Here is an 18,797-nt window from a genome sequence, read left to right on the forward strand (position 1 = left end):
GACGGCGCCGCCCTCCTGCACGCCGACGAGGACGTCGACGGTGTCGGGTGTCGCGGTGGTCATGGGGTTTCCTTTCCGAGGGAGTGGAGGAGCTCGGTCACAGCGGGATCACATCGAGCGAGGGAGCAGGGCCGACGGCGGCGAGACGGCCACGGGTACGCGACCACTGACTCCACGATCCGGGGTAGACGACGACCTCGATGCCGGCGAGCACACCGGCCAGCGCGGTGTGCGTCGCTGCGATGCCCGACCCGCAGTACGCGGCCACGGCTATGCCGTCGGCGACTCCGGCAGCAGCGAACGAGGCGCGGATCTCATCGGGTGAGCGGAACTTTCCGGCCGTCAGATGCACGGTCGTCGGCAGATTCACGGCACCCGGAATGTGACCGGCGACCGGATCCAGCGGCTCGGCGTCGCCCCGGTAGCGTTCGGGTGCCCGCACATCGAGCAGCAGGCCGTGATCGGGCCACTCCTCGACGTCGTCGATGGCGGCGACGCCCTCGGTGATGTCCGAGAGCACGACATCTCCGCGCGGGGCCAGCACGTCGCCCGTCTCCAGAGGCAGACGTTCGGCCAGCCAGCCGCGCAGCCCGCCGTCCAGCACACGCACATCGGGCAGCCCGGACCGGGTCAGCACCCACCACGCGCGGGCAGCGGCCACCGAGTGCACGTCGTCGTAGGCGACGACCGTGTCTCCGGCGTGGATGCCCCAGCGCCGCGCCGCCTCCTGCAGCTGTTCCCGTGCCGGGAGCGGATGCCGCCCCTGCCGGGGATCCCCGCGACGGGCGAGTTCGTTGTCGAGGTCGACGTACACGGCTCCGGGAAGATGACCGTCGAGATATGCGGGCCGTCCCTCGGGCTGATCGAGGCGCCAGCGCACGTCGAGCAGCCGCGGTGCGCCGCCGTCGCGGATGAGGTCGGCGAGCTCGGTCGCCGAGATGAGTGGGGAGGCCATTGGGCCATGCTCGTCCTGGGCGCGGCCCGACGGAATGCCGTGACGACACACGCCGCGACACGACGACACGCGGCGCAATACAACGTCATGTGAGCCGCGTGTTCCCGGGCCCGCAGCCCGGCCCGCCCCTCGCGTGACGCACGGATTCCCGCGGATGAAAGCGGTTCCACGACGCCGGCTTCGATGACATGGCGCGTGCAGCGACGAGCATGTCGAAAGAACGCGCCCGACGATGGTCGCCGGCCTCGCGGGGCCGGGGCCCTACGATTCAGCCAGGACGATGACGGGGGACCGGATGCCGCAGGCGCGAATGTCGAGACGACCACACCTGGTTCGCCTCTGGGCAGGGGCCGCGATCGTGGCCGCCGCGATCGTGCTCTCGGGCTGCGAAGGCGGGATCCCCCTGCCGACTGCGCTCCCGACCGAGCTGCCGACTGCGCTGCCCACGACCCTCCCGACCGCGCTGCCCACACCCACCGCGACACGAACGCTGCCTCCTCGTCCGGAGCCGACGCCGACCGTGGCCCCGGAGCCCACCGTCGAACCGGAGCCCACCGTCGAACCGGAGCCCACCGTCGAACCGGAGCCCACCGTCGAACCGGAGCCCACCGTCGAACCGGAGCCCACCGTCGAACCGGAACCGACCGTGGTGCCGGAACCCACCGTCGAACCGGAACCCACTGTGGCGCCGGAGCCCAGCCCGACCACCTCGCCGACGACGACCGCCACAGCGACACCCTCGTCGACGGCATCCGCGTCACCGACCGCTGACGCGGGTGCCGAGACGGACGCGTCGTCGACCGCCTGGGTGCCGTGGGCCATCGGCCTCGGGCTGCTCGTCGCGGCTGCGGTCGTCTACCTCATCGTCCGCCGGCCGCGGCGGCCCCGTGGACCGGACGAGGCGCCCGGCACGCCCGGCACGCCCGGCTGATCCCGAGCGGCGCGATCACCACGCCACCGCCATCACCACGCCACTGCCATCACCACGCCACTGCCATCACCATCGCCAACGCACCGCCATCAACACCGCACCTTGATCAACACCGCACCACGATCAACACCGCACCACGATCAACACCGCACCGCGATCAGCGCCCCGCAATCGGGTGGGGGTTCGCGCTCCAGTACCCCGTGGGTCAGCCGCGTAGGGCGAGCGCGAACGGGAGCACAGCCGTGGCGCCGGCGCGGCGGAGCTCGCGCGCAGCGACGGTCAGTGTCCACTTGCTGTCGACGTAGTCGTCGACCAGCAGCACGGGACCCGCGGGCAGCTCGATCCCGGCGGCGCTGAATCGCCCCCAGACGCCGGCGAGCCGGAAGGCACTGTTGCCGCCGGGCTGCCCGGTCGGACCACCCTCCACGAGATCGAGGGTGCCGGCGAGCGGAAGGCGCCCGACCTCGGCGATGCCGCGCGCCAGCGATGCCACCAGCTGGGGCTTCGAGCGCGACGGCATGGCGACCACGGCGACCGGGCGCTCTGCCCACCCCCAATCGGCCAGCACGCGCACGCACGCCGCGAGCACGTTCGGCGGCACCGGGGAATCCGGGGCGCCCGCCGCGAACATCTCGCGCAGCGTGCCGCCCCATCCGAGGTCGGTGAGGCGGGCCAGCGCCCGGCCCTCCTCCGACTGCTCGCCGGCCGGGATGCGTCCCTTCACCGCGACGCCCAGCCGATCCGCACCCGTCGGCCACTGCCGCCGCGGTTCGATCGGCACGCCCACGCGATCGAGGGCGGCGGATGCGGCATCCGTCGCCTCTCGAGCGATGGCGGTCGGAAACCACGCGCCCGTGCAGTTGTCGCAGCGACCGCACGGGGCCGCGGAATCGTCGTCGAGCGAGCGCTGCAGGAACTCCATGCGGCACTCGCGCGTCTCTTCGTACTCGATCATGTGCTGCTGCTCGGCGACCCGCTCAGCGGCGATCCGGCGGTAGCGTTCCTCGTCGTAGACCCACGGCTCGCCCGTCGCGATCCAGCCGCCCTGCACCCTGGCGACCGCCCCGTCGACGTCGAGCACCTTGAGCAGCAGTTCGAGCGGAGTGCGGCGGATGTCGACCACGGCCTCGAGCGCGGGGGTCGACATCGGCGAGCGCGACGCCGACAGCGCCGTGAGCACCCGCTCGGCTCGTTCGCGGTCGGGCATCGACGCGGTGGCGAAGTAGTGCCAGATCTCGCGGTCCTCGACGCCGGGGAGCAGGAGCACATCGGCCGATGCCGTCGCTCGGCCGGCGCGCCCGACCTGCTGGTAGTAGGAGACCGGTGACGACGGCGCGCCGAGGTGCACGACGAATCCGAGGTCGGGCTTGTCGAACCCCATGCCCAGCGCACTGGTGGCGACGAGCGCCTTGACCCGGTTGTCTTTGAGGAGTCCCTCGGACTCTTCGCGCTCGTCGGTGTCGGTCTGCCCGGTGTAGGCGCGCACCTCGTACCCGCGGTCGCGCAGCAGCCGCGCGGTGTCGTTCGCGGCGGCGACGGTCAGCGTGTAGATGATCCCCGAACCCGGCAGATCGCCGAGGTGGCTGATCAGCCAGGCGAGCCGGCTCGGCGCATCGGGCAGCCGCAGCACGCCCAGGCGCAGCGACGTGCGCGCGAGGGGGCCGCGGATGGTGAGGACGTCGGCCGCCTCGGCGCCGTCGCCGGCGAGCGCACCGAGCTGTTCGGCGACGTCGGCGACGACGCGGCTGTTGGCGGTCGCGGTGGTCGCGAGCACGGGCACGCCCACCGGCATGCGCGCAATGAGGTCGCGCAGCCGTCGGTAGTCGGGGCGGAAGTCGTGGCCCCAGTCGCTGATGCAGTGAGCCTCGTCGACGACGAGGAGTCCGATTCTGGGGACGAGCTGCGGCAGCTGCTGATCGCGGAACGACGGGTTGTTCAGTCGCTCGGGTGACACCAGCAGCACGTCGACCTCGTCACGGTCGAGCTGCGCGAGAACGTCGCCCCACTCGTGCGCGTTCGTCGAATTGATCGCGACCGCCCGCACTCCGGCGCGCTGCGCAGCGGCGATCTGATCGCGCATGAGCGCCAGGAGCGGTGAGACGAGCACCGTCGGCCCGGCGCCGCGCCGGCGCAGCAGAAGCGTCGCGACGAAGTACACGGCCGACTTGCCCCACCCGGTGCGCTGCACCACGAGCGCCCGGCGGCGACCGTCGACGAGGGCCTCGATCGCCTCGAACTGACCGTCGTGGAAGTCGGCGTCGTCGCGGCCGACGAGGGCGTGGAGGACGTCGAGCGCCTCGTCACGGGTGGACGTCGTCGAAGTCATGCGTTCCACCCTGCCTCATCCCCCTGACACGTGCGCGCGGGAACGGCGGCCAGGGCGCATCGCGCCGGGAAGGCCCGCGCCTACGCGGCGACCTGGGCCTGCGGCATCCGCTCGCCCGCCGCCGGCGCTTCCGAGCGACGAAGAGCGCGGCCCAGCGCGAGGAACAGCAGCACCATACCGGCCGTGAGGAGCATGTGCCCGGTGCCGGCGATGCCCGAGATCATCTTGGAGGACTCCTCTCCGAGCACCGTGAGCGAGCCGTGCCAGATCAGCATCGCCGAGGTGACCACGACGCCGGCGTTGTAGATCCAGAAGAACCAGCCGAACAGTCGCGAGCGCGACAGCGCGAACACCTTCTCGAGCGCGAGCACGATCAGCAGGATGATGAACCCGAGCGTGAGCAGGTGGGTGTGGGCGAGACCCAGCTGCGTGAACTGGCCCTCCGGGAAGTCGTTGAGCTTCGTGAACTCGCGGTAGAACAGTCCCGAAGCCACTCCGGCGATCATGTAGCCGAAGGCGGCGTAGTAGAGCTTTCGCATGGCATTCCTCTCGAATCTTCTTCCAGCCTCGGCGCGAACGGGCCGGGGTGGATCCATCGAAAGGTTGATTCAGACGATTCCCGACTCGCGCGCCGCGGCGATCGCCTTGGCGCGGCTGGAGACGCCGAGCTTCTCGAACACGTGGACGAGGTGGGTCTTCACCGTCGCCTCGGAGACGAACAGCGCCTTCGCGATCTCGCGGTTCGAGGCGCCCGTGTCGAGCAGCCTCAGCACATCCCGCTCGCGGTCGGTGAGGTTCACGCGAGGGCGCCGCATGCCCGCCACCACGCGCTCCTCTATGCCGGGGGCGAACACCAGTCCTCCCGCAGCCGCGTGACGCAGCGCCGCGACGATCGCGTCGGGGGGCGACTCCTTCAGAAGGTACCCGGCGGCGCCGGCCTCGATCGCGGCGAGGATCTCGGCGTCCCGATCGAAGGTCGTCAGGATCACGACGGCAGGAGCGTGCGGCCGCGACCGCAGCGCGCGCGTCGTCGCGACGCCGTCCATGCCGGAACCCAGCCGCAGGTCGCACAGCACGACGTCCGGATGCAGCTCGTCCGCGAGCGCGATCGCCTCTTCTCCGGATGCCGCTTCGCCCACGATCTCGACGTCGTCGCGGTGCGCGAACAGCGCGCGCAGTCCGGTGCGCACGATCGGATGATCGTCGACGAGGAGCACGGTGATGGCCATGTCAGCTCGCCTCACCCGTGGGCATCAGCCCGAACGGAACGTGCGCCGACAGGGCGGTGCCGTCGCCCGGTGCGCTCTCGACCTCGAGCCCGCCGCCGAGTTCCCGGAGGCGGTCGCGCATCGCACGCAACCCGTACCCGCCATCGGTGATGTCGCGCGCCGCGTCCCACGCCGCGGCATCGAAGCCCGCGCCGTCGTCCACGATGTCCAGGCGCACCGCCTCCTCGGCATCGACGAGGTTCACCACGACTCTGCGCGCCGCCGCATGCGCGCGCACGTTCGCGAGCGCCGATTGCGCGGTCCGCAGCAGCGCCACCTCGGTCGCGGTGGGCAGGGCCGGCAGGGTCTCGTCGACATGCAGCTCGGTGGCGATGCCCGTCTCGTCGGCGAGCCGCTCGAGCATCCTCGCGAGCGCCCCCGCGAGCGCCCCGGTCTCGAGCTCCGCCGGTGCGAGCGCGGCGACGATGCGGCGGACGTCGGCGAGCGCCTCATGCGAGAGGCGCTCGATCTGCGCGAGCGGCATAGATGCGACCTTCCGACCCCGCGCAGAGATCGGGCCGACGGCATCCGTCCTCGCGGCCTCCTGTGCGCTGCGCGCGAGCATGCCGATCGAGGTGAGCGACTGCGCGACCGTGTCGTGGATGTCGCGCGACAGACGCGTGCGCTCGGCCATCGCGCCCGATTCGCGCTGCGTGCGGGCGAGCTCGTCCTGCAACCCCGCCATCTCATGCTGCGTCTCGACGAGCGACTCGACCAGTCGCTGGCGCTCCCTCGCGTCGCGCACGAGCTGCAGGAACCCGCGCGAGATCCCGAGCGCGAACACCCCTCCCACCAGTGGGCCGATCACGTCGGCGTACGTCAGCGCACCGTTGTGCAGGACGGGCGCTGCGACGACGATCGCGAACACCGCGGCCGAGTACGCCACGGCCCAGCGCAGGCGCAGCGCGTAGCCCGCGAACAGCCACAGCGGGAAGGCGAGCCACACGAACTCGGCCGAGACGACCACCGCGCCGACCCAGATCGCCGCGAGGCCGATGATCCACCAGGCCGGGGGCGCCGGGACGGCGGGATCGACGGCGGTCCCCGTCTGACCACCCGAATGCGCCGCCCGTCCGAAGAGCAGCAGACCGGCGCCGTACCAGCCGGCGAAGACGACGGATGCCGCGACCACCCAGGCCGCAGAAGTGCCGTCGACGACAGCCCGGGTCGCGCCGACCGCGAGGAGCACGGCGGTGATCAGCGTCTGCCCGGTGCGCATCCAACGCGCGACCGAGACGGCGCGCAGGCGCGCACCCGGCACACCGCCGGCGAGCGGGGCACGAGAACCGGAGGCGTCCGTCATACCTCGATTGTCGCGCGACGAGCCAGGAAGCCGGGCCCCCTGTGCCGCGCGCGTCACGAGGGTAGCCTTCACCTCATGAGGGCAGAGCCGCCTATCCTCGCGCGCATCCGCGAGGGCGTCATCGGCGACGATCAGGTGATGCACGGGCCGTTCGGACCCCGTCGCGTGACGTACGCCGACTACACCGCGAGCGGCCGGGCACTGTCGTTCATCGAGGACTTCGTCCGCGACGAGGTGCTCCCCCGGTATGCGAACACCCACTCCGAAGCCAGCGGCACGGGCCTTCAGACCACGCGTCTGCGCGAGGACGCGCGCGCGATCATCCACCGTGCGGTGCACGGCACCGACGACACCGTCGTGATCTTCGCCGGCAACGGATCGACCGGCGCGATCCACAAGCTGATCGGCATCCTCGGACTCCGCATCCCCGCCGATCTCGATCGCGAGTACGCACTGTCGACGCGGATTCCGCCGGCGAAGCGCCCTGTCGTGTTCATCGGGCCGTACGAGCACCACAGCAACGAGCTGCCCTGGCGCGAGTCCATCGCCGACGTCGTGACGATCCCCGAAGATGCCGACGGACACGTCGACGTCGCGCGTCTCACCGCCGAACTCGAGCGTCTCGCCGAGCGCCCGCTGAAGATCGGCTCCTTCAGCGCCGCCAGCAACGTCACCGGCATCCTCACCGACACCGCCACGATCACCCGCGTGCTCCACGAGCACGGCGCGCTCGCATTCTGGGACTACGCGGCCGCCGCCCCGTACATCGACGTCGACGCCTCCGACGAGGACGCCGTCTTCCTCTCGCCGCACAAGTTCATCGGCGGGCCGGGCACGCCCGGCGTGCTCGTGGTCGATCGGCGCCTTCTGACCAACTCGGTGCCCGAGTCGGTCGGCGGCGGCACGGTCGCGTACGTGAACCCGCTCGAGCATCGCTACATCACGGATGCCGCGCACCGCGAAGAAGCGGGAACCCCGGCGATCATCGAGTCGATCCGCGCCGGCCTCGTGTTCGCCCTCAAGGACGAGGTGGGCGTCGACACGATCCGCGAACTGGAGCACGGGTTCCTCGCGCGGGCGCGGGAGGCGTGGCAGCGGCACCCGTCGATCCAGATCCTCGGGAACCCGGGCGCCGACCGCCTGTCGATCGTGTCGTTCGTGATCACGCGCCCGGGCGGCCGCTACCTGCACCACAACGTCGTGGTGGCGATCCTCAACGACCTCTTCGGAATCCAGGCGCGGGGCGGATGCTCGTGCGCCGGCCCGTACGGCCATCGCCTGCTGGGCATCGACCTCGACCGCTCCCACGAGTTCGAGCGCGAGATCGAAGGCGGGTGCGAGGGGATCAAGCCCGGCTGGGTGCGGGTGAGCTTCAACTATTTCCTCAGCGACGCCGTGTTCGACTACATCGTCGACGCGGTGTCGCTCGTCGCCGACCACGGGTACAAGCTCGTGCCTCGCTACCGGTTCTCCCCCGACACGGGCCTCTGGCGCCACGCCTCCGGACTCGTCGAGCCGCCGCTGCGGCTCGCGCAGCTCGGCTACGACGGCGAGGGCCGGCTCACGTTCCCGCGGCACGACGACAGGGCCCCCGAGTCGGCGCTGGCCGGATACCTCGATGAGGCACGGGACCTGCTCGAATCGCTGCCCGACCCGTACGCCGACGGGCAGCCGGCGCATGTCGCCGACGACCGGCTCAGCGCCGACTTCGAGCACCTGCGCTGGTTCGACCTGCCCGCGGAGTCGCTCGAACGGTAGCGGCCGGATCGGCTGCTCAGTCGTCGCGCGCGTGCAGCAGGCCGCTCGCCGCGCCGAGCGCGGCGCCCACAAGAGTGTCCACGACGCGTTCGGCCGCGACGGCGACGCTGTCGACATCTCCGGTCGCCGCACCCGTGAGCAGCAGCACGAGGGGCGTGATGAAGACGAGCGCGAGTGCGTAGTTGCGCACGACGAACAGCTCGATCGTGAACTGCAGCACGCCGAGCAGCAGTGCCAGCCACAGCACGTCGAGCGGCAGCGGAGCCAGCAGGAGGTAGACCCCGGCGCCGATGACGGTGCCGATCAGGCGATGCAGTCCGCGCGTGAACGCCGCACGCCGATCCGCCGCGACGCCGATCACCGCGACGGCCGCGCCGACGATCCAGTAGGCGCGATCGGGGTCCAGGAGCAGGCCCAGCGCGATCCCGGCGACCGTCACGAGCGCAACGCGGGCCAGGAGCATCCGCGCCGCCGGCGGCCACGCCGGCCCGGGAAGCACTTCGCGCAGGGCCCGGGCGGGCGGGCGACGCCGGCTCGGGAGCAGCAGCGGGGTGAGACAGAGGAGAGAAGCGAACAGGATGCCGCAGCCCACCGCGACGACGAAGGTCCCGGAATCCGCTCCCGAAGCCACGATCCGTGCCGACAGCCCGAAGACGAGCACGACGAAGATCGGGCCCGGCGGACCGACCGAGAATCCGAACATCGCCGCTGCGGCCGCGATCGTGACGATCGCGAGACCCACGAGGGTGGCGACCGGAGACGGGCCGGCGACAGTGCCGAGGACGGCTGCGGCAAAGAGCGCGCCGGCGACGAACGGCAGCACGCGCACTCGTTCGACCACGGGCAGATGGGTACCGTAGAGCGCGACGAACGCGCCGGTCGCCGCCTGGAACCCCAGGTCGGGGCGTCCGAGAAGCGACATCAGGGCGATCGGCAGCGAGATCGCGAGCGCGGCTCGCAGCCCGATCGCCCACCTCGGGCCTCGCGCGGGACCGAGACGGACGAGACTCGCCAGGGCGTGACCGAGTTCTGTCCGCCACGTGCGGCCGTCACTGCTCGCTGGCATCCGCGTGCTCCTTCCCGCAGTCCATCCTCTCGCGTGCGCGAGGCAGGGCGGGGCCGCAGCAGGAGACAGGTGCGGTGCGGTCCGGTGCGGTCAGCCGTCCTGCGGCGACGGGCGCCACCGGAACGACACCCTCACCACGCCGTGGTCGCCGGTTCCGCTCTCGCGGTGGTCCTCGGCGTTGAGGTGGTCGTTGTCGATCGACAGTCCGTCGAAGAGCCAGAGCCGTCGCCGGCTGTGGTCGTAGAACTGCTCGCTGACCAGCACATGGTCGAGCGACTCGCGCAGGTCCTGATGGACGTGCGTGTAATACACGTCGCGGGTGTCGCGGTATTCCTGCAGCGTCTGGGCCGTGTAGAGCCCGACGTCGGCGCCGCCCTGCGCCACTCCCACGAGGTAACGGGGCTGCTCGGTCAGGATGTTCACGGTGTTGCTGTGCTGCCCGTCGTTGATGTCGCCCAGGACGATCACCGGCGTCACGGTGCCCTTCATCGTCTCGGTCAGCAGCACCCGCAATGCAGCCGCCTCGGCGGTGCGCTGGATCGTCGCGAGCGCCGCGCCGATCGCGGTGACGTGCGGCTTGTACCGGTCGGGATCCTGATCGAACCAGGTCTCGGTGTCGATGCGGATCGGCAGCTTGGACTTGAAGTGGGCGACGTACACCTCGGTGACGTGGTCGTCGCGCAGCGCCAGGGGAACGCGCAGCACGGGACGCGAGAATCTCGGAATGCTCACCCGGATGCCGGGGGCCTGGGGATCCATCGGGGTGGTCGATTCCAGTCGCAGGCCCGGCGGGAACTGATCGATCCACACCGGATCGCCCGCCCGCAGCCCCGTCCGCACGAGCGCGGCGCAGATGATCCGGCCGCCGGACGCCGGCTCGGCGATCAGCTCGTAGTCGTCGTCGAGATTCGCATCGGCGAGGACCTCGGCCATCGCGTCGCGATGCCACAGCTCCTGCAGCCCCACGACGTCCGGCTTGAGCGCGCGCAGCTTCGCTCCGATCCAGCGGACCTTGCGCCGGTACTCGTCGTCGGTCCAGACGACCTGGCCGGGGTTCATCCGCCGGCCGGGCAGTTGCAGGTTGTACAGATTGAACGTCGCGACGCTGAAGCGATCGAGATCCATGGCGCACCTCCTCCTGACAGGAGCGTGCGGGCATCCATGCTGATACCCGCGCGCGGACCTGCGGACGGCGGGCCATGAGCTGCAGGGGATGATGGTGGGGTGCGCAGCCTCACCTCTCTCACCGACGATGGCGCGGGATTCGTCTCCGACTACCACCTCGCGACGCTCTCGACCCTGGGCCGCGACGGCGGGATCCACGTCGTCGCGGTGGGGTTCACCGTCGATGACGGCGTCGTGCGCGTGATCACGTCGGACGCCACGCAGAAGGTCCGCAACATCGAGCGCGAGCCGCGGGCGACCGTGGCACAGGTCGCGGGTCCGCGCTGGCTGAGCATCGCCGGACGCGCCACGATCGAGCGCGATCCCGACGCCGTCGCGCACGCCGTCGCGCTCTACGCGCAGCGATACCGGCAGCCGCGGGTGAACCCGCGACGCGTCGTCATCCGGCTCGACCCGGTCACGGTGATGGGGTCGGCCGACCTCTTCGCCTGACGAGCGGATGCCGCGGTCCGCCGCGTCAGCGCGGCTCGGGACCGTCGGCGATCGCTACGGCTGCAGATTCCTGTCGTGGCGCATCCGATCTGTGTAGCCGCCGCAGGAAGCTGGCGCCGACCCACGTCGGGCGCGGCCGCAGGCACCGGATCCGCGTGTCAGCGTGTCTCGGGGCTCGCGAGCAGCAGTTCGAGAAGCGCCAGGGCGGCGTCCTGAGGGGCCGCCGGATCGAGCAGCCACTGCGTCTGCAGGCCGTCGGAGGCCGCGACCACGAGCGCGGCGACCGCGTCCGGAGCGACATCCGCGCGGATCAGGCCTGCCGCCTGGTTGTGCCGCACACGCTCGACCAGGTCGCTCCGCACGCGCGCGAAGCGCTCCGTGGCGAAGTCGTGGGCAGCCTCGTGCCCCTCTTCGAGGGCGGCGGCGACGAGCGTCGAGTACAGCTGCACGAGCCCCGGGACCTCGCGGTTGGATTCGGTCCAGCGGCGCATGAGCTCGACCGGCGTCACCTCCGGATCGACCGGGCCCCGCGCGTCGCTGCGCCGCTCGGACTCGCGGTAGACGGCGACCAGCAGTTCCTCGAGCGAGCCGAAGTAGTGCTTCAGGGCGGCATGCGTGACGCCGACCTCTTCGGCGATCGCACGCAGGCTCGTCTTGTCGGAGCCCCGCCTGGCGTACACCTCGATCGCTCGATCGAGGATCTCCTGGCGTCGGGCGACCCCTTTGGCGTACGACCCGCGCGGGGTCGGGGCAGGTTCGTCCGGCATGGTCGTCATCCTAACCGCACTAAAACCTCCGCGTGGAGGTTTTGATGCTATCGTGATTCACGGCGGGCCTGACCGCCCGATCCGTCATCGACGACAACGAAGGAGCGCGACCCATGCCGGTCCAGACATCCATTCAGCTGTTCACGGTCAACTCCGCACTGGAGGCCGACCTCGAAGGCACCCTCGCCGAGGTCGCCGCACGCGGCTTCACCGCGGTCGAGCCGTACGACTTCGTGCGCCGCGCCGAGCCGCTCGCCGCCGCCCTCGCCGCGCACGGCCTCGCCGCGCCGACCGGCCATGCGTTCCTCGCGTCCACCTCGTTCGTCAATCCCGACGGCAGCGGCACGACCGTCCCGGTCCCCGCCCCCGAGGTGGTGTTCGCCGCCGCGAAGACCCTCGGCATGACCACGGTCATCGATCCCTACACGGAGCCTGCCCGCTGGGAGTCGCTCGAGCAGATCGCCGAGACCGCCCGCCTGCTCAACGCCGCCGCCGAGATCGGCGAAGCGCACGGCATCCGCGTCGGATATCACAACCACGCGCACGAGCTCGAGGCCACCTTCGACGGCAAGACGGGACTCGAGGTGCTCGCCGACCTCCTCGACGAGCGCGTCGTGCTCGAGGTCGACCTGTACTGGGTCGCCCGCGCCGGCGTCGACTCGCCCACGCTTCTGAAGACGCTCGGCGACCGCGTGATCGCCGTCCACGTCAAGGACGGCACGCTCGACCCCGAGGCCGTCGCCGCCTACCCGCCGGCCGACCAGGTTCCCGCGGGCCAGGGCGTCGTGCCGCTCGCCGAAGCGCTGGCGGCGGCATCCGCTCTCGAGGTCGCCATCGTCGAGTTCGACCACTTCCCCGGCGACCTCTACAGCGCGATCGAGCAGAGCCGGCTCTTCCTCGACGAGACGGTCGCCGCGAAGGTCGTCGCCTGATGGGCTCGGCGAACGCGCCCGTCGGCGTCGGCATCATCGGAGCGGGCAACATCAGCGACCAGTACCTGACGAACCTCACCTCCTTCCCCGATGTGCGCGTGCTCGCGATCGGCGATCTGCTCGAGGATCGCGCCGCCGTGCAGGCAGCCAAGTACGGTGTGCCCCGCTCAGGCGGCGTCGACCTCGTGCTGAACGATCCCGACATCGACATCGTCGTGAACCTCACGATCCCGGCGGTGCACGTCGAGGTGTCGGAGGCGATCATCGCGGCCGGCAAGCACGTCTGGACCGAGAAGCCGATCGGCATCGACCGCGAGGAGTCGCGTCGCCTGCTCGAGAAGGCGGATGCCGCGGGCCTGCGCGTCGGCGTCGCTCCCGACACCGTGCTCGGCCCCGGCGTGCAGACCGCCAAGCGCGCCATCGCCCGCGGCGACATCGGCCGCCCGCTGTTCGCGCAGACGACGTTCCAGTGGCAGGGCCCGGAGATCTTCCACCCGAACCCCGCCTTCCTCTACGCGAAGGGCGGCGGTCCGCTGCTGGACATGGGCCCGTACTACGTGTCGGCGCTGGTGCACGTGTTCGGCCCCGTCGCGTCGGTGGCGGCACTCGGTCTGCAGGGCACGCCGACCCGCCGCGTGCAGGTGGGCGAGCTCACCGGTCAGGAGTTCCCCGTCGAGGTCCCCTCGACGCTCTCGGTGCTCATGGACTTCGAGCAGGGCGGTCAGGCCCAGAGCCTGTACAGCACCGACTCGCCGCTGCTGCGCCAGGGCATCGTCGAGATCACCGGCACCGAGGGCACGCTCGTCATCCCCGACCCGAACACGTTCGGCGGCGCCATCACCATCACCCGCCCGCTCGGCGAAATGGTGATCCCGCCCGCCCCGATCGTGCAGGAAGTGCTCGACGTGCCGCAGGAGGGGGTGCTCGCCGGCCGCGGCCTCGGACTTCTCGACATGGCCCGTTCGATCCGCGACGGCCGCCCGCACGTGGCGACCGGCCGCTTCGGCTACCACGTGCTCGACACCCTCCTCTCGATCGAGGAGGCGGCAGCCGCGCGCAGCTTCGTGACCGTCGAGAGCACGATCGACGAGGTCGGATCGCTCGCGGCCGACTTCGACCCGCTCGCCGCGACGCTCTGAGACATGGCGCTCTGAGACATGGCGCTCTGAGACATGGCGCTCTGAGACATGGCGCCGGACGGCCCCCGGACTCCTCGAGTCCGGGGGCCGTCCGGTGTTCTCGGAGAGCCTCGCGGCTGCAAGCTGCTTCGATGTCCCGATGCGGCGGAGTATCACGCGCGCATTCGCGGGCTCCTCCCCTGCAGCCGAGCAGAGGAGCACATCCATGTCCGTGATCATCGATCCCGAGAGCATCCGCCCTCATGAAGACACCCTGTACGTCCTGAGACTCGGTGATCGCACCGAAGCCGGCGCCGAGCGAGTCGGCGAGATCGCCAGGGCAACGGCCCCCGAGGCCGAGCCCCGGCGTCTCGGCGAGACCGCGACGGGGTTCTACGTCGACGACCGGCTGGTCGCCTTCGCCGACGCGACCGGCGGCGAGTCCCGCAACTTCCCGCAGCTCGATGTCCTCGCCCCGTCGGACGGACTGGCCGACCGCGCCTTCGAGGCGGCGGCCGAGCTCGCACGTGATGAGGCGCTGATCCCGCGGGACGCGACGAACCAGACCGTGCTCGCCCCCACGAGCCTTCGCGGCTCGCGCGCATCGCGGCGCCGGGTCGGTGACTCCGCCGACTACCTCGGGTTCGCCCGCATCCAGCGCACCGTCCGCGACATCCCGGTGGTTGGTCGCGGCTCGCGCGCGACCGTCTCCGTCTCGGACGACGGGGTCGAGGCGCTCGCCCACAACTGGCGGTACGCCGACGTCGTCGAGGAGCACTCCGGCGCCGGCATCGACCGTGGGCGGGTGATCGAGGCGATCAGCGAGGCGCTGGCCCCGATCGCCGAGGAGCAGGACGTCCACGTGGAGTCGGCGCGCCTGGTCTACTACGACGCCGACGCCGACCTCATCCAGCCCGCCTTCCGGTTCATCGCCTCGTACGGGCGCGGTGATCGCGTCGACGACGAGGATCAGATCGGCGGACACCTGGTCGGATACGTGCCCGCGCTCGAGCTCTTCGAAGAGCTCCCGCCCACTCTCACGCGACCGCGGGTGCACCCCAAGGAGCCCCTCGCGACCGCATTCCCCCGACTCAACACCCGGCCGACGCTCGGGCGGTACGTCGTGCGCGAAGACAACGCGGGCTGGGTCGCCAGTGCCAACAGCTTCCTCAGCGGCCTGCGCACGGCGCAGACCCTCTTCGGCACGATCGCCCCGATCGACCGGCAGTACTACTGGGCCGAGCCGCGGCTCTACACCGATGAGAATCGTGAGTTCATCGACGCCGTCCAGGTCGCACTCACCGAGTCGCACGGCAACTGGCACATCTTCAGCACGTTGAAGGACAACGCCGACATCGTCCGCTTCGGCGACATCCCCGGCGACGGCTACGGCGGCGCGGCCCGCGCCGGCGCGCTGGCGTACTGGATCCTGCATTCGTGCTCCGTCATCCCGACCTCGCTCGACAGCGACACGTCGTACGACCCGTGGTGGGACGTCTTCCAGGGGCTGCACGCCGCCGTCGGCTACCGCACCAAGATGTGGATCAACGACGAGGTCTCGTTCCGCTATGCCTTCTTCGCGGCGCTCGGAGCGCCGATGGTGTCGAACTGGCTGACGACGGTGATCAATGACGACTCGTACTGGCCGGTGGAGACGTACGTGGACAACTCCCACTACGACCCCGAGCGCACGGTGCCGTGGGGCCGGCCGTCCGCGGTGAACGTGCTCGGGCACGCGGGCGACACGATCTTCCAGACGACTCCGCTCGGTCGCCCATCGGTGCTGCAGCAGTGGTGGTACGGGGACTGACTCGGGGGGCGAGGCCGGATCGCCGGAACGCCTGGAGGCACGGTTCCTGGTTCTCGCGGCCATGGAAGCGACGGAGGTCGTGGCGAGCTCCGAGGTCGGGCTGTGGCCGCGGGCCGTGCCAGGATTCGAGCATGAACCCCGCCGCCAAGAGCGCTGCTCTCGTGTGCGCTTTTGGCCTCACCGTCGCCGTACTCACGGGGTGCGCACCCACCGCCGTGCCGACGTCCGCGCCGACGGACGCTTCCGCCGCACCTGCTGCGGACGCTTCCGCCGCAGCCGCTGCGGACGATGCAGCCGCTGCCGATACCGCGGCTGAGCAAGCCATCGACGAGGCCGAGTCCGCCGCGCGCAGGGCGGCGCGCGACGCCCAGGCCGCCCTGCGCCAGACCGAGTACGACGAGACGACCGACGTGCTCGCGGACCGGATGCCGGACGGATACACATTCCCCGAGCAGGCGCCCACCGCGAACCTGGGCCGGGCCGGGATCAGCAATGGGGCAGGCGGCGAACTCATCGCCTACGCCGTGTGGCGCTGCTCGGTCGCGCAGGCCGCGCGTGACGCTCAGGTGAATGACGGCGACTACGTCACCGGCCGCGCGCTCCTCGCGCAGATCGAAGCCGTGGGCGACGAAGTTCTCCCGGGCAACGGCGAGTGGTTGCAGAGAGTCCTCCCCGACGCGGACTCCATCCGCTTCAACGGGGCGCTCGAAGGCGAGACGGGCATGTGCTATTTCTGGCTCCGCCCACACGGTCGCTGGAACGTCTGAGCCGGCACTCGCTTCGTTGTTCGCGTCTTGCACCGAGAGCCCGGCGCAAGAGCACGGGCAGCGGAGGCATCGGATATCTCTTCGATACAGGATGCGTTCCTGGACCATTGTGATCGCATTAATGTCGGAGGGTGCTGGCATTCTGGATCTATGACCATCCCGCCCTTTCCGGTCGATGAGCCGGCCGTCTCCGACGAGGAGTGGGAAGCACGCGCAGAATCGGTGTGGGCAAACGAGTTCTTCCCAGACGACCAGTTCGGATTCGCCGAAGCTGCCGAAGCAGCCCACGCGAGCGGCGCGACGCGTGTCGTCGCAAGCGTGGAGCGGTGGCTGACCGATCAGCGCCACCGCGAGAATCTCGTCGAACGGTGGGTCGAGTCCGTGGCCCTGGCGGCCAAGCTGCAGGCAGCCCAGGCCGAAATCCTCGCCGAAGCGCAAGATCTGGCTCGAGACGGTGCCTCGACGCGCCATGACGACCTGTCGATCCGCAGCCTCGCCGCTGAGCTCGCGGTCGCGGTGCGGATGTCGGATCGCACCCTCGAGCAGCACATGAACGATGCGGCGATGCTGCGCGATCGGTTCGCAGCAACACTGGACGAGATGCGCGGTGGTCGCATGAGTCGTCCGCACGCTCAGGTGATCGTCGATGAGGGCCAGCGACTCGCAGACGATGAGGTGCGCGCCGAATACGAACGCCTCGTGCTGAAGCGCCGTGCGCATCTGACCACAGGGCGCCTGCGCGCGATGGCGAAGTCGATCGCAGAGCAGCTCGACCCGGTGCCGATGGCCGAACGCCATCGGGTCGCACGGGAGGAGCGTCGCATCGCGATGCGCGATCTCGACGACAGCATGTCCGAGCTCTGGGCGCTGATCCCCACCCCACTCGCGCACGGCATCCATGACCGCATCACGCAGATGGGGCGCTCCATTCGCGACGCCGCGGCCGCGCCCGCCGACGCCGATCCCGACGCAGGCGCAGAGGCCGCCGCAGGCGCCGCCGCCGCTGATGAGCGGACGCTCGACCAGCTGCGGGCCGATGTCTTGTGCGATCTCCTGCTCACCGGGCACGCCACCACGGCCGGCGTCGATCGGGATGGCGGCGAGGGGATCGACGCGTTCCGCGCGATCGTGCAGATCACCGTCCCCGTGCAGACGCTGCTCGGCGACGACTCGGCGGTCCCCACTCTCGCCGGCACACCGATCGACGCGGACTCCGCGCGACGCCTTGTCGCCGGCGCCACTCTCTGGCATCGAATCCTGACGGACCCGTGCACCGGCGAAGTACGGGCGGTCGATCGCCGGTTTCCTCTCGAGGCGCAGCGCGTCTTCCTGCGGGCAAGAGACGAACACTGCCGATTTCCCGGATGCCGACAGCCGGTGTGGCGCTGCGACGCAGACCACACGATCGACCACCAGTACGGCGGCCCGACCGCGACATGCAATCTCGCGCATCTGTGCCGACGGCATCACACGCTCAAAGGCAGCACCGCGTGGCGGGTCGAACAGCGAGACGCCGGGATTCTGGTCTGGACCAGCCCCGCCGGTCGGGCTTACACCGACACCCCGGCACCGATGCTCCGATTCATACCCGCAGGCGCATCGCCACCGACCTGATCGTGGCGCCGCGCGATCGTCGTCCGCTCTGAGCGGGGATCGTCGCGCGGAGTGCGGAGTGCGGGGATCGTCGCGCGAGACGCTGAACGCGAGGCTTTGAGCGCAACGCTTCGAGCGCGTGGCTCTGAACGGGCGGCTTCGAGCGCCAGGCTCGGGACGCGGAACGCGGAACGCGGAACGCGAGACGCGGGACGCTGTACGCGGGACGCTGAACGCGAGACGCGAGACGCGAGACGCGAGACGCGAGACGCTGAACGCGGGACGCGGGACGCGGAACGCTGAACGCTGAACGCAAGACGCGGAACGCGAGACGCGGGATCGGCGGCGCGTGAGGCTCTGAACGCGGGACGCCGAACGCGGACCTCCGGACGCGAGACGCCGAACGCGGACCTCCGGACGCGAGACGCCGAACGCGGAGCTTCGGGCGCGAGGCTCTGAACGCAGGCTCTCAACGCAAGGCTCTGAATGTCGCGCCGGGCTTCCGGGGGCGCCGGGCTCCCCGGCGGGCGCCGCGGGCACGGGGCGGGCGGGCGGTCAGCGCCCGGGCGGGGCGGGCGGGCGGTCA

At 70.8% G+C, this 18,797-nt stretch carries 16 protein-coding genes; 8 read left to right on the plus strand and 8 right to left on the minus strand.

Features of this window, described 5'->3' with window-relative positions; translation table 11 throughout:
• Nucleotides 1-97 precede the first annotated feature (97 nt).
• Nucleotides 98-955 (minus strand): sulfurtransferase, encoded by an 858-nt coding sequence (locus KEC57_RS16240; protein WP_229385736.1) that lies wholly within the window; start codon nt 953-955, stop codon nt 98-100.
• Between the two features lie 358 nt (nt 956-1,313).
• Between KEC57_RS16240 and KEC57_RS16245 the strand changes: the two genes are divergently transcribed.
• Complete coding sequence (locus tag KEC57_RS16245) at nt 1,314-1,886, plus strand: hypothetical protein (protein WP_229385737.1); 573 nt, start codon at nt 1,314-1,316, stop codon at nt 1,884-1,886.
• Between the two features lie 205 nt (nt 1,887-2,091).
• On the opposite strand, the gene KEC57_RS16250 is transcribed toward KEC57_RS16245, so the two are convergent.
• The 4 genes from KEC57_RS16250 to KEC57_RS16265 form a co-directional block, all read right to left on the minus strand.
• A complete protein-coding gene (locus KEC57_RS16250; protein WP_229385738.1) occupies nt 2,092-4,212 on the minus strand; it encodes a RecQ family ATP-dependent DNA helicase in 2,121 nt (706 codons plus the stop codon).
• An 80-nt stretch (nt 4,213-4,292) separates the two neighbouring features.
• Entirely contained in the window at nt 4,293-4,751 is a 459-nt protein-coding gene (locus tag KEC57_RS16255; RefSeq protein WP_229385739.1) for a DUF2871 domain-containing protein, read from the minus strand.
• 69 nt (nt 4,752-4,820) lie between these two features.
• On the minus strand, nt 4,821-5,441 hold the full coding sequence (locus KEC57_RS16260; RefSeq protein WP_229385740.1) for a response regulator: 621 nt from the start codon (nt 5,439-5,441) through the stop codon (nt 4,821-4,823).
• 1 nt (nt 5,442) lies between these two features.
• Nucleotides 5,443-6,783 (minus strand): sensor histidine kinase, encoded by a 1,341-nt coding sequence (locus KEC57_RS16265; RefSeq protein WP_229385741.1) that lies wholly within the window; start codon nt 6,781-6,783, stop codon nt 5,443-5,445.
• 75 nt (nt 6,784-6,858) lie between these two features.
• Here KEC57_RS16265 and KEC57_RS16270 point away from each other — a divergent pair, with 75 nt between their 5' ends.
• A complete protein-coding gene (locus KEC57_RS16270; RefSeq protein ID WP_229385742.1) occupies nt 6,859-8,541 on the plus strand; it encodes an aminotransferase class V-fold PLP-dependent enzyme in 1,683 nt (560 codons plus the stop codon).
• 16 nt (nt 8,542-8,557) lie between these two features.
• Here the strand turns inward: KEC57_RS16270 and KEC57_RS16275 are convergent, their stop codons facing one another.
• Both KEC57_RS16275 and KEC57_RS16280 read right to left on the minus strand, forming a co-directional pair.
• Entirely contained in the window at nt 8,558-9,607 is a 1,050-nt protein-coding gene (locus tag KEC57_RS16275; protein WP_229385743.1) for an FUSC family protein, read from the minus strand.
• Nucleotides 9,608-9,697: 90 nt separating this feature from the next.
• Nucleotides 9,698-10,732, minus strand: coding sequence for an endonuclease/exonuclease/phosphatase family protein (locus tag KEC57_RS16280; RefSeq protein ID WP_229385744.1), 1,035 nt, complete (start codon nt 10,730-10,732; stop codon nt 9,698-9,700).
• A 99-nt stretch (nt 10,733-10,831) separates the two neighbouring features.
• On the opposite strand from KEC57_RS16280, the gene KEC57_RS16285 reads away from it, so the two are divergent.
• Complete coding sequence (locus KEC57_RS16285) at nt 10,832-11,224, plus strand: PPOX class F420-dependent oxidoreductase (RefSeq protein ID WP_229385745.1); 393 nt, start codon at nt 10,832-10,834, stop codon at nt 11,222-11,224.
• A gap of 158 nt (nt 11,225-11,382) precedes the next feature.
• Here KEC57_RS16285 and KEC57_RS16290 read toward each other — a convergent pair whose 3' ends face one another.
• Nucleotides 11,383-11,991 carry a TetR/AcrR family transcriptional regulator gene (locus KEC57_RS16290; RefSeq protein ID WP_229385746.1) on the minus strand — a complete coding sequence of 203 codons (609 nt, stop codon included), beginning with the start codon at nt 11,989-11,991 and terminating at the stop codon, nt 11,383-11,385.
• A 113-nt stretch (nt 11,992-12,104) separates the two neighbouring features.
• On the opposite strand from KEC57_RS16290, the gene KEC57_RS16295 reads away from it, so the two are divergent.
• The 5 genes from KEC57_RS16295 (at nt 12,105) to KEC57_RS16315 (ending at nt 18,232) form a co-directional block, all read left to right on the plus strand.
• Complete coding sequence (locus tag KEC57_RS16295; protein ID WP_229385747.1) at nt 12,105-12,923, plus strand: sugar phosphate isomerase/epimerase family protein; 819 nt, start codon at nt 12,105-12,107, stop codon at nt 12,921-12,923.
• Nucleotides 12,923-14,062, plus strand: a complete 1,140-nt coding sequence (locus KEC57_RS16300) for a Gfo/Idh/MocA family protein (protein ID WP_229385748.1) — start codon at nt 12,923-12,925, stop codon at nt 14,060-14,062. Before KEC57_RS16295 ends, KEC57_RS16300 begins: the two co-directional genes overlap by 1 nt.
• 205 nt (nt 14,063-14,267) lie before the next feature.
• Nucleotides 14,268-15,851 (plus strand): DUF6345 domain-containing protein, encoded by a 1,584-nt coding sequence (locus KEC57_RS16305; protein ID WP_229385749.1) that lies wholly within the window; start codon nt 14,268-14,270, stop codon nt 15,849-15,851.
• 131 nt (nt 15,852-15,982) lie between these two features.
• Nucleotides 15,983-16,618 (plus strand): hypothetical protein, encoded by a 636-nt coding sequence (locus KEC57_RS16310; protein ID WP_229385750.1) that lies wholly within the window; start codon nt 15,983-15,985, stop codon nt 16,616-16,618.
• Between the two features lie 150 nt (nt 16,619-16,768).
• Nucleotides 16,769-18,232, plus strand: a complete 1,464-nt coding sequence (locus KEC57_RS16315) for an HNH endonuclease signature motif containing protein (RefSeq protein WP_229385751.1) — start codon at nt 16,769-16,771, stop codon at nt 18,230-18,232.
• Nucleotides 18,233-18,797: the final 565 nt, after the last annotated feature.

Origin of the sequence: Microbacterium allomyrinae (assembly GCF_020682705.1) — a bacterium.
Classification (GTDB): domain Bacteria; phylum Actinomycetota; class Actinomycetes; order Actinomycetales; family Microbacteriaceae; genus Microbacterium; species Microbacterium allomyrinae.

Excerpts from the sequence above, each read along its gene's own strand:
- KEC57_RS16240 (WP_229385736.1), bottom strand. The coding sequence starts at position 955 with ATGGCCTCCCCACTCATCTCGGCGACCGAGCTCGCCGACCTCATCCGC.
- KEC57_RS16250 (WP_229385738.1), bottom strand. The coding sequence starts at position 4,212 with ATGACTTCGACGACGTCCACCCGTGACGAGGCGCTCGACGTCCTCCAC.
- KEC57_RS16255 (WP_229385739.1), bottom strand. The coding sequence starts at position 4,751 with ATGCGAAAGCTCTACTACGCCGCCTTCGGCTACATGATCGCCGGAGTG.
- KEC57_RS16260 (WP_229385740.1), bottom strand. The coding sequence starts at position 5,441 with ATGGCCATCACCGTGCTCCTCGTCGACGATCATCCGATCGTGCGCACC.
- KEC57_RS16265 (WP_229385741.1), bottom strand. The coding sequence starts at position 6,783 with ATGACGGACGCCTCCGGTTCTCGTGCCCCGCTCGCCGGCGGTGTGCCG.
- KEC57_RS16270 (WP_229385742.1), top strand. The coding sequence starts at position 6,859 with ATGAGGGCAGAGCCGCCTATCCTCGCGCGCATCCGCGAGGGCGTCATC.
- KEC57_RS16275 (WP_229385743.1), bottom strand. The coding sequence starts at position 9,607 with ATGCCAGCGAGCAGTGACGGCCGCACGTGGCGGACAGAACTCGGTCAC.
- KEC57_RS16280 (WP_229385744.1), bottom strand. The coding sequence starts at position 10,732 with ATGGATCTCGATCGCTTCAGCGTCGCGACGTTCAATCTGTACAACCTG.
- KEC57_RS16290 (WP_229385746.1), bottom strand. The coding sequence starts at position 11,991 with ATGCCGGACGAACCTGCCCCGACCCCGCGCGGGTCGTACGCCAAAGGG.
- KEC57_RS16295 (WP_229385747.1), top strand. The coding sequence starts at position 12,105 with ATGCCGGTCCAGACATCCATTCAGCTGTTCACGGTCAACTCCGCACTG.
- KEC57_RS16300 (WP_229385748.1), top strand. The coding sequence starts at position 12,923 with ATGGGCTCGGCGAACGCGCCCGTCGGCGTCGGCATCATCGGAGCGGGC.
- KEC57_RS16305 (WP_229385749.1), top strand. The coding sequence starts at position 14,268 with ATGTCCGTGATCATCGATCCCGAGAGCATCCGCCCTCATGAAGACACC.
- KEC57_RS16310 (WP_229385750.1), top strand. The coding sequence starts at position 15,983 with ATGAACCCCGCCGCCAAGAGCGCTGCTCTCGTGTGCGCTTTTGGCCTC.
- KEC57_RS16315 (WP_229385751.1), top strand. The coding sequence starts at position 16,769 with ATGACCATCCCGCCCTTTCCGGTCGATGAGCCGGCCGTCTCCGACGAG.